The organism is Okeania sp. SIO3I5 (assembly GCF_010672085.1).
In the GTDB taxonomy this organism is placed as follows: domain Bacteria; phylum Cyanobacteriota; class Cyanobacteriia; order Cyanobacteriales; family Microcoleaceae; genus Trichodesmium.
Genome location: NZ_JAAHHT010000243.1, coordinates 1 through 14,134, shown reverse-complemented (window position 1 = coordinate 14,134; position 14,134 = coordinate 1). Strand labels below are relative to the sequence as shown.

The 14,134-nt window shown below is 38.0% G+C and carries 7 protein-coding genes; all 7 read left to right on the top strand.

Annotation, left to right across the window (positions count from 1 at the left end; genetic code table 11):
- Positions 1-711 precede the first annotated feature (711 nt).
- The 7 genes from hpnA to F6K40_RS33115 all read left to right on the top strand — a co-directional run bounded on the left by hpnA (position 712) and on the right by F6K40_RS33115 (position 13,899).
- Positions 712-1,683 carry a hopanoid-associated sugar epimerase gene (gene hpnA / locus F6K40_RS33145; protein WP_293142317.1) on the top strand — a complete coding sequence of 324 codons (972 nt, stop codon included), beginning with the start codon at positions 712-714 and terminating at the stop codon, positions 1,681-1,683.
- Between the two features lie 222 nt (positions 1,684-1,905).
- A complete protein-coding gene (locus F6K40_RS33140) occupies positions 1,906-7,602 on the top strand; it encodes a trifunctional serine/threonine-protein kinase/ATP-binding protein/sensor histidine kinase (RefSeq protein ID WP_293142319.1) in 5,697 nt (1,898 codons plus the stop codon).
- 593 nt (positions 7,603-8,195) lie between these two features.
- Positions 8,196-8,531, top strand: a complete 336-nt coding sequence (locus tag F6K40_RS33135; RefSeq protein ID WP_293142315.1) for a Rossmann-fold NAD(P)-binding domain-containing protein — start codon at positions 8,196-8,198, stop codon at positions 8,529-8,531.
- Between the two features lie 80 nt (positions 8,532-8,611).
- Positions 8,612-10,063, top strand: a complete 1,452-nt coding sequence (locus F6K40_RS33130; RefSeq protein WP_293142313.1) for an SUMF1/EgtB/PvdO family nonheme iron enzyme — start codon at positions 8,612-8,614, stop codon at positions 10,061-10,063.
- A complete protein-coding gene (locus tag F6K40_RS33125) occupies positions 10,060-10,299 on the top strand; it encodes a hypothetical protein (RefSeq protein WP_293142311.1) in 240 nt (79 codons plus the stop codon). The genes F6K40_RS33130 and F6K40_RS33125 overlap by 4 nt, the downstream gene beginning before the upstream one ends.
- Before the next feature lie 4 nt (positions 10,300-10,303).
- On the top strand, positions 10,304-12,514 hold the full coding sequence (locus tag F6K40_RS33120; RefSeq protein ID WP_293142309.1) for a P-loop NTPase fold protein: 2,211 nt from the start codon (positions 10,304-10,306) through the stop codon (positions 12,512-12,514).
- Between the two features lie 902 nt (positions 12,515-13,416).
- On the top strand, positions 13,417-13,899 hold the full coding sequence (locus tag F6K40_RS33115; protein ID WP_293142307.1) for a hypothetical protein: 483 nt from the start codon (positions 13,417-13,419) through the stop codon (positions 13,897-13,899).
- The last annotated feature ends 235 nt before the right edge of the window (positions 13,900-14,134 follow it).

Genomic DNA, 14,134 nt, shown 5'->3' with positions numbered 1-14,134 from the left:
GGGGGGGTGGGGGAGGGGGGGGGGGGGGGGGGGGATGGGGAGGGTGGGGAGGATGGGGAGGATGGGGAGGATGGGGAGGATGGGGAGGATGGGGAGGATGGGGAGGAATAATTCTGTCTACAGTCATCAAAAAAATGTACTTTTCAATACACTTTTCTCCCAAAAAAACCTTTGAGAGGATGGCTCATAACTTGTCTATAATGCCCAAGTTTTATGTTAAGAAAGATGTTTATAAAGCATAGCTTCCCTACGAGGGAATGCGAGGGAATGGGGGTATCAAAGCCTCTCTCCTACCAGGAGAGAGGTTTTATGAGTTGACAAACAGTTTCTGAAAAATGGAACCGAGAAATCCTCAGAACTTAACCCCCCTGCCACCCTTTCCTACGAGGGAATGGGAGTATCAAAGCCTCTCTCCTACCAGGAGAGAGGTTTCGAGAGAGGTTGTATGAGTTGACAAAAAATTTCTGAAAAATGGAACGGATGAATCCTCAGAACCTAACCCCCCTGTCCCCCTTCCCTACGAGGGAATGGGGGTATCAAAGCCTCTCTCCTACCAGGAGAGAGGTTTGGAGAGAGGTTTTTATATCAGGACTTACGCAAATTGTTAGACAAAACCCTATTTGTATGGGGGCGAATGGCATTCGCCCCTACAGATGGTGTATATTTTGTTATGTTGCGTAAGTCCTGTATATATAAATAGTTTCTTAGAAATTGAAAGCTTTTGTTACTGGTGCAAGTGGTTTTATTGGGGCGAATTTGGTGCGGTTGTTATTGCAGCAGGGTTATGTTGTACGATCGCTCGTTCGCTCCACAAGTCGTCTTGATAACCTCCAGAATTTAGATATAGAACTTGTAGTGGGAGACTTAAATGACTCCCAGTTGTCTGAGTTGATGGAGGGGTGTCAGGTTTTATTTCATGTTGCTGCTCATTATTCTTTGTGGCAAAAGGATGAAGAGTTGGTTTACAAAAATAATGTGTTGGGTACGCGGAATGTTTTGGCGGCAGCGCGACGGGCAAAAATTGAGCGGACGGTTTATACAAGTTCTGTTGCTGCTATTGGGGTGGGAGTTTCTGGTGCGGTTGTTGATGAAACGCATCAGTCTCCTTTGGAGAAGTTGGTGGGGGATTATAAAAAGTCTAAGTTTTTGGCGGAACAAGAGGCAATGATGGCGTTTGAACTTGGTCAAGAGGTGGTAATTGTTAATCCTACTGCTCCTGTTGGTGCTTGGGATCTTAAACCGACTCCGACTGGCGATATTATAGTCAGATTTTTGCGTAGGCAAATTCCTGTTTATGTGGATACTGGTTTAAATATTATAGATGTTCGGGATGTAGCGTGGGGTCATTTGTTAGCTTTGGAAAGGGGGAAAAGTGGCGATCGCTATATTTTGGGGAATCAAAATTTGACACTGAAGGAGTTACTGGATTTATTGGAGGAAATTACAGGTTTATCTGCTCCGAGACGAACTATTCCTGTATGGTTGCCTTTGACTGTGGCGTGGGTTGATGAAAAAGTTCTGGCACCTTTGGGAAAGCAACCTTCTGTTCCTTTGGATGGCGTGCGGATGTCTCAACAAAAGATGTTTTATGATGCTTCTAAGGCGGTGAAAGAATTAGGTTTGCCTCAGTCTTCGATTAGAGTTGCGCTCCAGGATGCTGTTAATTGGTTTCGGGTTATATAGAAATTATTTGGGATCTTGACAAAGGTATTTGTTTTTGGAATAGGAGTCAGGAATTATATCAAATCTGGTTACTTTCTAGTGTGATGAGAAACCGGGTTTCTGGGAGGCAGATGTTAGTATAATAGAATATGAATATTTCATATAAGCCCGGTTTTGATGCTTTTTTATACCAATACTACCGGATTTAGTATGATTAACAAAGCTAAAACAAATTATCAAAAAATGCTCCCTAACTTACCTAATTATCAAATAACAGAGCAACTTTACGCAGGTACTCGCACTGTAGTCTATCGAGGTATCCGTCGCTGCGACGAGGAACCTATCGTTATTAAGTTACTACGAAATAAGTATCCAAATTTTAATGAAATAGTTCAATTTCGCAACCAATATACTATTGCTCAAAATCTTGATTTTCCTAATATTATTAAACCTTTAAGTCTGGAAGTTTATGATAATGGCTATGTCTTAATTATGGAAGATATGGGTGGAATTTCTCTATCTAATTATCTTGAAATAGCTACAGATAAAAATGATCGATATAAATATTTATCTTTAACAGAATTTCTCGAAATAGCTATTCGATTAACAGAAACTCTGCATTATCTCTACCAAAATCGAGTCATTCACAAAGATATAAAACCTGCTAATATTTTAATTAATCCTGATACTAAACAAATTAAATTAATTGATTTTAGTATTGCTTCTCTCCTGCCACGAGAAACTCAAGAAATTCAGAATCCTAATATTTTAGAAGGCACATTAGCCTATATTTCTCCTGAACAAACAGGTCGCATGAATCGAGGCATAGATTATCGCAGCGATTTTTATTCTTTGGGTGTTACTTTTTATGAATTATTGACAGGCAAATTACCTTTTATCTCAGAAGATGTAATGGAATTATTGCATTTTCATTTAGCAATACAACCGAGAGAAATCCATGAAATAAATTCACAAATTCCTCCAGTTTTATCAAAAATTGTGAGTAAGTTGATGGCGAAAAATGCCGAAAATCGTTATCAGAGTGCATTGGGAATTAAGCATGATTTAGAAAAATGTTTGACTCAACTTCAACAAATCGGGAAAATTTCAGATTTTGAGCTAGGAAAGCGAGATATTAGCGACAGATTTATGGTTCCCGAAAAACTCTATGGTCGGGAAACGGAAGTTAATCAACTATTAGATGCTTTTGAACGAGTTAGTAATCTCTCTGAGAGTTCTATTAGTAATCTCTCGGAGACTCTCCTTAGTAAGGATAAAATCCCCCCTCAATTCCCCCTTGGTAAGGGGGGAAAAGAATCCCCCCCAACCCCCCTTGGTAAGGAGAAAATTCCCCCTCAATCCCCTCTTAGTAAGGGGGAAGAAGAATCCCCCCCAACCCCCCTTGGTAAGGGGGAAGAAGAATCCCCCCCAACCCCCCTTGGTAAGGGGGGGGCAGAATTGATGTTAGTTGCAGGTTTTTCAGGGATTGGAAAAACGGCAGTTATTAATGAAGTTCATAAACCTATTGTTCGACAACAAGGCTATTTTATTCAAGGCAAATATGACCAATTTAATCGCAATATTCCTTTTTCTGCTTTTGTGCAAGCTTTCCGAGATTTAATGAGGCAATTATTATCAGAATCAGAAGCCAAAATAGAAATCTGGAAAACCAATATTCTCGCAGCAGTTGGTGAAAATGGAAAAGTCTTAATAGATGTAATTCCTGAGTTAGAAAATATCATTGGTAAACAGCCACAAGCTATAGAATTATCAGGAACAGCAGCTCAAAATCGCTTTAATTTATTATTTCAAAAATTTGTCAAAGTTTTCACCCGGAAAGAACATCCTTTAGTAATGTTTTTGGATGACTTACAATGGGCAGATTCCGCCTCATTAAATCTGTTGAAATTATTGCTGCAAGATACAGAATATTTATTATTATTAGGTGCTTATCGAGATAATGAAGTCTCCCCGATTCATCCCTTGATTTTAACCTTGGATGAACTGATAAAAACTGAGGCAATGGTAAATACAATTACTTTATCCCCATTAACCGAATCAGACCTGAATCAGTTAGTAGCAGATACGTTAAATTGCGAATCATCTCTTGCCCAACCTTTAACAAAATTAGTCTATCAAAAAACTAAGGGAAATCCTTTTTTTGCTACTCAATTTCTCAAAGCATTATATGACGACAAATTAATTTGCTTTAATTGGGATATCCAACATTGGGAATGCGATATTTCCCAAGTTAAAACATTAGCAATTACAGATGATGTTGTAGAATTTATGGCATTACAATTGCAGAAATTACCAACAGAAACTCAGGAGATTATTAAACTGGCAGCTTGTGTTGGGGCTGGGTTTGATTTACAAACTTTGGCAATAGTTTCAGAGCAATCGGAAATAAATATAGCAACTTTATTATGGAAAGCATTGCAGGAAAGTTTAATTTTACCTGTAAGTGATGTGTATAAGTTTTATCAGCTTGAAGAAAATGATAATTTCAGTCATAAAGATGAAAATTATCAGAAACAAAATGCCAGATACAGATTTTTACATGATCGGGTTCAACAAGCAGCTTATTCTCTAATTCCAGATGCTCAGAAACAAACCACTCATCTCAAAATTGGTCAACTGCTGCAAAAGAATTTATCAGCAACAGAAAAAGAAGAAAAACTATTTGATATTGTCGGGCATTTTAATATAGCAATTGAGTTAATTACTCAACCAATAGAACGAGAAATTTTAGCGAGACTTAACTTAGCTGCTGGACAAAAAGCCAGAAATTCAACTGCTTATGTTGCTGCTAGAAACTTTGTGCAAATCGGGATTAATTTACTGCCTAAAAACTGTTGGGAAAATCAATATGAATTAACCCTGAATTTGTATGTAGCTGCTGCGGAAACTGCTTACTTAAATGCAGATTTTGATGCTATGGAAGAAATAGCAGCCTTGATTTTGCGAGCTGCCCAAACAATACTAGATAAAGTCAAAATATTTGAGATTCAAATCAATGCACTGACAACTCAGAGTCAGATGTTAGAAGCAATATCTGTAGGCACAAAAGCTCTAACAGAATTGGGCATTGAACTCCCTAGTCAAACTGACGAAGCTTTAACACGCAATGCACTAGAAAATCTTGCTTGTCAACTGGAGGGTAAAGAGATTTCGGAACTGGTTAACCTGCCTGTAATGAGCAATCCTCAGAAAATGGCAGCCATGGAACTGTTAGGCATCTTGTTTCCGGCTGTTTTTATGGGAAATCCTGCCTTGCAACCTCTGCTTTGCTCCAGAATGGTTAGTCTATCCCTAGAATATGGAAATGCCCCCGCATCAACAATTGGGTATATGGGTTATGGGATTGTACTGTCTGATTTTTTAGGAGAAGTAGAAAAAGGTTATTGCTTTGGGCAAGTAGCACGGAGCTTACTTTATCAGTTAAATGCGCGGGAATATAAATCTATAACTTTACTTTGGTTTACCTGTTTTATCCAGCATCGTCAAGAAGCAATGATGGCAACAATCCCAACGGCGAAAGAAGCTTATTTAGCTGGTATGGAGACTGGCGATTTTTTAAATGCTGGCTACAGCATCAATAGTTATTTCTATAATAATTTTTTCGCAGGAGTAGAGATTGATACTTGGGCAGCAGAAATAGAAAATTACTGTTTTGCCTTAACGAATGTAAAGCAATATTCTCCTATAATTTACCTGAAGGAGACACAACAGATGGTGCATAACTTGAGGGAAATTGTAAATCAACCTGATTTTTTCGGCGGCCCTGCTTATGATGAAACAGTAATGTTTCCTAAGCATCATCAGGATCTTGAGTTGACTGCTCTCGCTATTGGCTATAACTACAAACTAATGCTTGCCTATGTTTTTGGCAATTACACTAACTGCCTAGAATACATTCCCCAAGCAAATAGCTATTTGATGGTAGCAGGAGCAATGATTCATACTATAATTTTCCATTTCTATGCAGGGTTAGCTTACCTGGCAGTCTGTTCTACTCAGTCAGAAATTGAGCAAGCTAAAACTCTTGAGCAAGTGAAAACCTATCAAACTACTCTCGCTGAGTGGGCAGTTCTTGCTCCCATGAATCATCAACATAAACTTGACTTAGTGGAAGCGGAAAAATGTCGAGTTTTAGGCGAGAATTATCAAGCAGCAGATTACTACGATCGCGCAATTGCTGGTGCGAAAGAAAACAACTATATCCAAGAGGAAGCAATGGCGAATGAACTTGCAGCTAAATTTTATCTGCATTGGGGAAAAGAAAAAGTTGCTGCCGGATATATACAAGAAGCTTATTACTGTTATACACGCTGGGGAGCGAAGGGAAAAGTTGCCTATTTAGAAGAAAAATATCCACAACTACTAGAAGTGATTTTGCAAGCAACGAACTCAGCAAGCATCTCTGAAGAAACGATTTCTAGGACTCTAACAAGAAGCATCAATACCGCTACGAATACCCAATCCTCAAATTTATTAGATTTTCCAGCAGTGATGAAAGCTGCCCAAGCCATTTCTGAGGAAATAGAGTTAGAGAAACTCTTAGCCACTCTGATGCAAATTGCCATAGCTAATGGAGGAGCAGAAACAGGATTTTTAGTCATTCATCAACAAGCAGAATGGTTCGTTGTAGCGAAGGCGAATCAAAACCATACAGAAAATTTGCAAATTCCTCTCGTTCAATGTCAAGAATTACCCCAAAGTTTGATTTATTCTGTTGCCAGAAGTAAAAAAATCGCAGTTTTTGATAACTTGAGTGCGATATGTCAATTTGCAGGCGATCGCTACATCATTACTCACCAACCCAGATCGGTTTTATGTACTCCCATTAGCAAACAAGGAAAATTAGTCGCAATTTTGTATTTAGAAAATAATCTTACAGTAGGAACATTTACAAACGATCGAGTTGAAACATTACAAATTTTAACTTCTCAAGCTGCCATATCAATTGAAAATGCTCGTTTGTATCAACAAGTAGAAAACTATTCTCAAACCTTAGAAATAGAAGTAGAGAAAAAAACAGAAGCTTTAAGCCAAAAAGCTTTTGATTTAGAACAAGCATTGACAAATTTACAACAAACCCAAGCCCAATTAATTCACAGTGAAAAAATGTCTTCTTTAGGTCAGATCGTGGCAGGTGTTGCCCATGAAATTAACAACCCAATCAATTTTATTCATGGCAATATTAAGCCAGCAAGTCAACACGTTAATGACTTGTTAGATTTAATTACTGCTTATCAAAATACCTATCCGAAACCGACGTCTGAAATTGAAGCAATAATTGAAGACCTTGATCTAGATTTTTTAGTAGAAGATTTGCAAAAATTATTAGGTTCGATGCAAACAGGATCGAAACGAATTCGGGATATTGTAGCCTCGTTGCGGAATTTTTCTCGCTTGGATGAATCAGAAATTAAAAAAGCAGATATCCACGAAGGAATTGAATCTACTTTGCTAATTTTACAACATCGGTTGCACAGTTTTGAAGAGGAAAATTGTGGGAGAAAATATCTAGAAATAACGGCGATTAAAAATTATGGAAAATTACCATTAGTTACTTGTTATCCAAATCAATTAAATCAAGTATTTTTGAATATTCTGAATAATGCTATTGATGCTTTAAATGAAGTGAGTCTTCAGGGAAAAAAATCAGATTTTATTCCTAATATTACGATTACTACAGCAACAACTGAAAGTCGATTTATTGAAATAAAAATAGCTGATAACGGATCAGGAATTCCACCAGAAATTGTTAATAAAATCTTCGACCCATTTTTTACCACAAAACCAGTAGGTTCAGGTACTGGTTTGGGATTATATACTAGCTATCAAATTGTAGTTGAGCGTCATTCGGGAGAACTAATTTGTGTTAGTAATTTAGGTCAAGGAACGGAGTTTATTATTAAGGTACCAATTGCCTAGTAGACATTTTAGAACAAAGAGGAAGTAGGGGGAGTAGGGGATATTAAACCTACTCCGAATGGTGATATAGCACTACGCATTCAGGTTAGGGCATTTCTAAATCCTGAAAGCCTTTAAAAGTCTGCTGTTCCCTGTTCCCTGTTCCCTGTTCCCTAGCGCGTAGCGCTATATTATTGTGTGATTTTTGCGTCGGCAAATGCCTGCTTATGTGGATACAGGTTTACAGCAGTTTTCATTTCAGTAAACCACAGTAGGGACTAACCATGGTTAGTCCCTACGGGGTGTTGGTTCTGACGATGTGGTTCATCAATCTGAAAAGCGCTGTAAATAGGGTTTGCTGAAAAAGTCTTTTTGTAGGGGTAGGAGTCAGGAGTCAGGAGAAATGGGAATGAGCGAGGAAGTAGGAGTAAGAATTGTCAGAGTGATTTTTCGGCCTTTGTCAGACCAAAATACTGACTTTTTTAGCATTTTCAACTGAAAACCAGGCACTTTTTTTGGCACTAAAAAACCTCAAACCTTTATATATCAATACTTTTATAATTAATCAGCAAGCCCTAAATATTATTGATGTTCGGGATGTGGAATGAGAATATTTGTTAGCTTTGGAAAAGGGGAAAAGTGGCGATCGCTATATTCTGGGGAATCAAAATTTGACACTGAAGGAGTTACTGGATTTATTGGCGGAAATTACAGGTTTATCTGCTCCGAGACGAACTATTCCTGTATGGTTGCCATTGACTGTAGCGTGGGTTGATGAAAAAATTCTTGCACTTTTGGGAAAACAACCTTCTGTTCCTTTGGATGGCGTGCGGATGTCTCAACAAAAGATGTATTATGATGCTTCTAAGGCGGTGAAAGAATTAGGTTTGCCTCAGTCTTCGATTAGAGTTGCGCTTCAGGATGCTGTTAATTGGTTTCGGGTTATGTAGCTTTTTGCATATCTAACAACTTTGCTCTAATATAAACTTCAAAGTAAAATTAGTGTTCAAATCTACTAAACACTCAGAGAATGATTAATTCAGATAAATTGATAGAATCTATTGTTTCAATTACCAGTACTCTTGATAAAAGAGCAAATGTTATTGGTACTGGATTTGCTTTTTATAGAGAACGAAATTATACTTATTTACTGACTTGCGCTCATGTTGTTGAAGATATGGGTGACAAGGAAAGTGTGTTGGTTAATGGTATTTCCGCAGAAGTTGTGGCAATGGGAGATACTCAGGGTTTTGATTTGGCAGTCTTGCGAGTTGAAGGTCTAAATAATCCACTGTTGAAGTTAATAAATTTATCTGAGACAGAGAGTAGAAAGTTTCAGGTAGCAGGTCAGTATCTCTATGGTCAAGGGAGAAGAAGAACGCTCGAAATTATTGGAGGATTTTTAGGGAAAAAGAGCTTTATAACTCAAGAAAATGAAAGGGTTATTGCTTGGGGATTGTTCATAGATTCAGGCGATCGCCTCCGTCCAGGTTATAGTGGCGCACCTGTAATTGACTTAGAAACTGGTGATGTGTTGGGCATAGCTACCAATATGGAGAAGGACGGAACAGAGGGTGTAGCTATTTCTGTAGAAGCTTTGAGTAAGATTTGGCTTGAAATCCCTCCTGCCATCTCTCAACAACTTAAACCTTTAACTCATCCTGTTTCTCAACAACCTAAATTTTTTACTGAAAATTTAGGCGAAGGCACGAACCTGGAAATGGTTTATATTCCCGGTGGTACTTTTCTCATGGGTTCGCCAGAAAATGAAGAAGGAAGAGACGAAGAAGAAAGTCCTCAACATCAGGTTACTCTCCAACCTTTTTATATGAGCAAATACCCCATTACTCAAAACCAATATCAAGCCATTATGGGTGAAAATCCTTCTTACTTTCAAGGAAAAAAACGCCCAGTAGAATCTGTGTCATGGCATGATGCAACAGAATTTTGTCAACAGCTATCCCAGAAAACAGGGAACAACTACAGACTGCCCAGTGAAAGTCAGTGGGAATATGCTTGTCGTGCAGGTACAACCACACCTTTTTACTTTGGAGAAACTATAACGTCTGAGTTAGCCAACTATAATGGCAACTATAATTATGGCAACTCCCCTAAAAGTCAATATCGACAAGAAACAACAGACGTAGGGAGTTTTCCTCCAAATGATTTTGATTTATATGATATGCACGGCAATGTCTGGGAATGGTGCGCTGATGACTGGCATAAAAACTATGAAGGTGCCCCTACTGATGGGAGTGCTTGGTTAGAAAACGATGAAAAAGAACATTATCCTTTACTGCGGGGCGGCTCCTGGTATGTCGATCCTTATAGTTGCCGTTCTGCGTATCGCTTCAACAATTTTAAGCGCCACCTCCGCAACGTCAATATTGGTTTTCGTATTGTGTGCGATGAGGTTTCAGACGTTAAGCCTGACGATTCAGGCACAAAACTTGGGTTTTTAAAGGGCAACCGAGACGTTTGAAACCTCAACCGAGACGTTTGAAACCTCAACTGAGACGTTTTAAAGGCCAACCGAGACGTTTGAAACCTCAACTGAGACGTTTTAAAGGCCAACCGAGACGTTTTAAAGGCCAACTGAGACGTTTCAAACCTCAAACGAGACGTTTCAAACTTCAAACGAGACGTTTCAAACCTCAACCGAGACGTTTCAAACCTCAAATACCAAATGGATTCTATCTGATAATTATTAACCTTTAAAGTTATGGCTGAATATATAAATAAATCAAAACAAATTATTACCCTAGACGACAAACCTACCACAAAAGATGAACTTGGTTTTACCCCTTATGTAATAGCAATAGCTGAGTTTTTAACTAATAAAGACACTAAACCGCCACTAACTATTTCTATCGAAGGTGAATGGGGTAGCGGTAAATCTTCTTTTATGAAACAACTTGAAACTGAGGTTAAAAGCCAGTCTAAAAAATTAGATAAGGAAGATTTAGAAAAAATCAAGGAGGAGGATAAATTTTTCAGATTCTTTAAATCCAAGTATTGGAAATTGATATTCAAACAGGAAACTCAAACAGTTTGGTTTAATCCTTGGCGACATGAAAAATCTGAATCACTTTGGGCGACTTTTGCTCTATCTTTTCTAGAACAATTATCTAAAAACCGTAATTTACCTGATTTTGTAATTAATGGTAAATATGCTTTAAACTTATCAATTTCTCGTTTAAATCTGACCAAAAAACCGTGCAAAACAATTCTAAAATCAATAGAACTATTATTACTTTTTTCGACTTTTTTATTGATTTTTGGTACTATTATCGCCATTCTAGTTCTGTTGTTCAACGCTTGGTTTGGGGTAATTCCTCGACTGTCTAAAATTTTGGCAGACATTGTTAAAACAGATTCAAATCTAAATGTTTGGTTCAAGTTTCTTTTTGGCAGTGGCTCGGTAGGCGGTTTCTTTTTTGCAGCAAGAAATCTTTTGGGAATAATCAGAGACTTAATCGGCGACCCGAAAATGAATTTGACTCAATATCTTGAGCATTCTAATTATGAAGAACAAGTTGCTTTTATTGAAAAGTTTCACGAAGATTTTTCTAAAATTGTTGATGCTTATGTAGGTAAAGATGAGAAAGTTTACGTTTTTATTGATGACATTGATCGTTGTGAATTAGATAAATCTGCCGACTTATTGCAAGGTCTAAATATGATGATTTCTAATGACCTAAATATAATTTTTATCTTAGCTATGGATCGGGAAAAAGTAGCAGCAGCAATAAGTTTTAAACAAAGAGAAATTATTCCTTTTCTAGCCTCAGCGATCGCTGAAAATGAACCTGAAGAAAATGACGAACAGAAGTTGAGCAAAAAAGTTGATTATGGTTTTATTTTTCTGGAAAAGTTTGTGCAATTATCATTCTCAGTTCCTGTACCTTCTGAAAAGAAGTTAGATAGTTTTGTTGAAAAAATATCAGAAATTCAGACAGAAACAAAAACTTCTCCAACAAAAGAGCATTCTGTTTCAGAACAAAACTCAGAATCTCAAGAGGCTAATATTCTATATCCAGATTCACCTATATTCCCAATTATTGAAAAAGATTTAGACCAAGAAAACCTCAAATTAGCCATTCAGACAGTCGCTGATTTTCTTGATTATAATCCCCGAATTTTAAAACAATATATTAATGCCCTGAGATTAAGAATTTATATTACCTATTATTCCATTGGAGTTACTTTTGCTGAAAAAAATACACTAAATATCGAACAAATAAGTAAGTTTACCGCACTGATCCTTAAATATCCCCGTCTTCTTTTAGCACTCAAGAAAAATCCAGACTTACTTGCTGATTTAGAAAAAAATGCTCTTGATACAGGAAATGCAAATTATTGGCTTAAAAATTACCCTAAAATTCGACAATTACTATCCTCTGAAATGACATTGAATAATGAACAAAAATCTGGCAAAAAGTATATTTTTGAAAATGGTTCGATCAAAAAACTTCTGGAAGTTTCACCAGAACAAAATTTACCTCCTAAATATTTCAAACTGCGTGAATTTCTAGCTGCCAAGAAGTGGAAAGAGGCGGATTATGAAACTTATCAAGTTATGTTACCAGTTACAGAGAAAAATAAAGACTCGCTAGAACAGGAAAAGATCAATAAATTTACTTCCAAAGACCTCCAAACGATAAACCAGCTTTGGGTAAAATATAGCGATGATATGTTTGGCTTTTCTATACAACAGGAAATTTATCAAAGTCTAGGTGATACAAAAGAGCATAATAAGGAAAAGCTTGGTAGAAAAGTCGGATGGTATATAAATGGAAGTCGGGAGACCATCAATTATGATCAAATAAGTGATGAAAATGGAAAGATAATTACGCCTTATCGGGGACACCTCCCTTACCTCCCTGTGTGGGAGTTGGAAGATGGATGGGTTGCTATTACAGAGGTACCATAGCCATAATGGTACAGGAAGTTGAGAAGTTTTCTGTTGGGTTGCGCGATCGCGTAACCTAACCTAACAGTTTATAGTTTTTGGGTGCTTCAGAAAATATAACGACTCTTGCTCTATACGCAATAAAAGAGAAATGGAAAAATTTCACTACTCATCTCCACGCCTGGGTACTTCAGAAAATGTAACGACTCTTGCTCTTGACGCAACAAAAGAGAAATTGAAAAATTTCACTACTCATCTCCACGCCGGGGTGCTTGAGAAAATGTAACGACTCTTGCTCTTGACGCAACACCCGCCGGAGTGCTTCAGAAAATATAACGACTATTGCTCTATACGCAACAAAAGAGAAATGGAAAAATTCCACTACTCATCTCCACGCCGGGGTGCTTGAGAAAATGAATCGACTCTTGCTCTTGACGCAACAAAAGAGAAATTGAAAAATTTCACTACTCATCTCCACGCCGGGGTGCTTGAGAAAATGTAACGACTCTTGCTCTTGACGCAACAAAAGAGAAATTGAAAAATTTCACTACTCATCTCCACGCCGGGGTGCTTGAGAAAATGAATCGACTCTTGCTCTTGACGCAACAAAAGAGAAATTGAAAAATTTCACTACTCATCTCCACGCCGGGGTGCTTGAGAAAATGTAACGACTCTTGCTCTTGACGCAACAAAAGAGAAATTGAAAAATTTCACTACTCATCTCCACGCCGGGGTGCTTGAGAAAATGTAACGACTCTTGCTCTTGACGCAATAAAAGAGAAATGGAAAAATTCCACTACTCATCTCCACGCCGGGGTGCTTGAGAAAATGAATCGGCTCTTGCTCTATACGCAACAAAAGAGAAATGGAAAAATTTCACTACTCATCTCCACGCCGGGGTGCTTGAGAAAATGTAACGACTCTTGCTCTATACGCAACAAAAGAAAAATGGAAAAATTTCACTACTCATCTCCACGCCGGGGTGCTTGAGAAAATGTAACGACTCTTGCTCTATACGCAACACCCGCCGGAGTGCTTCAGAAAATGAATCGACTATTGCTCTATACGCAACAAAAGAGAAATGGAAAAATTCCACTACTCATCTCCACGCCGGGGTGCTTCAGAAAATGAATCGACTATTGCTCTATACGCAACAAAAGAGAAATGGAAAAATTCCACTACTCATCTCCACGCCTGGGTGCTTGAGAAAATGTAACGGCTCTTGCTCTATACGCAATAAAAGAGAAATGGAAAAATTCCACTACTCATCTCCACGCCCGGGAGCTTCAGAAAATGAATCGGCTCTTGCTCTATACGCAACAGAAGAGAAATGGAAAAATTCCACTACTCATCTCCACGCCGGAGTGCTTGAGAAAATGAATCGGCTCTTGCTCTATACGCAATAAAAGAGAAATGGAAAAATTTCATCTCCACGCCTGGGTGCTTGAGAAAATGAATCGACTCTTGCTCTATAAGCAATAAAAGAGAAATGGAAAAATTTCATCTCCACGCCGGGGTGCTTGAGAAAATGAATCGACTCTTGCTCTATAAGCAATAAAAGAGAAATGGAAAAATTTCATCTCCACGCCGGGGTGCTTGAGAAAATGAATCGACTCTTGCTCTATAAGCAATAAAAGAGAA

Bases quoted from the DNA above. Each gene is read 5' to 3' on its own strand.
- F6K40_RS33130 (WP_293142313.1), top strand. From the start codon at position 8,612: ATGATTAATTCAGATAAATTGATAGAATCTATTGTTTCAATTACCAGT.
- F6K40_RS33120 (WP_293142309.1), top strand. From the start codon at position 10,304: ATGGCTGAATATATAAATAAATCAAAACAAATTATTACCCTAGACGAC.
- F6K40_RS33140 (WP_293142319.1), top strand. From the start codon at position 1,906: ATGCTCCCTAACTTACCTAATTATCAAATAACAGAGCAACTTTACGCA.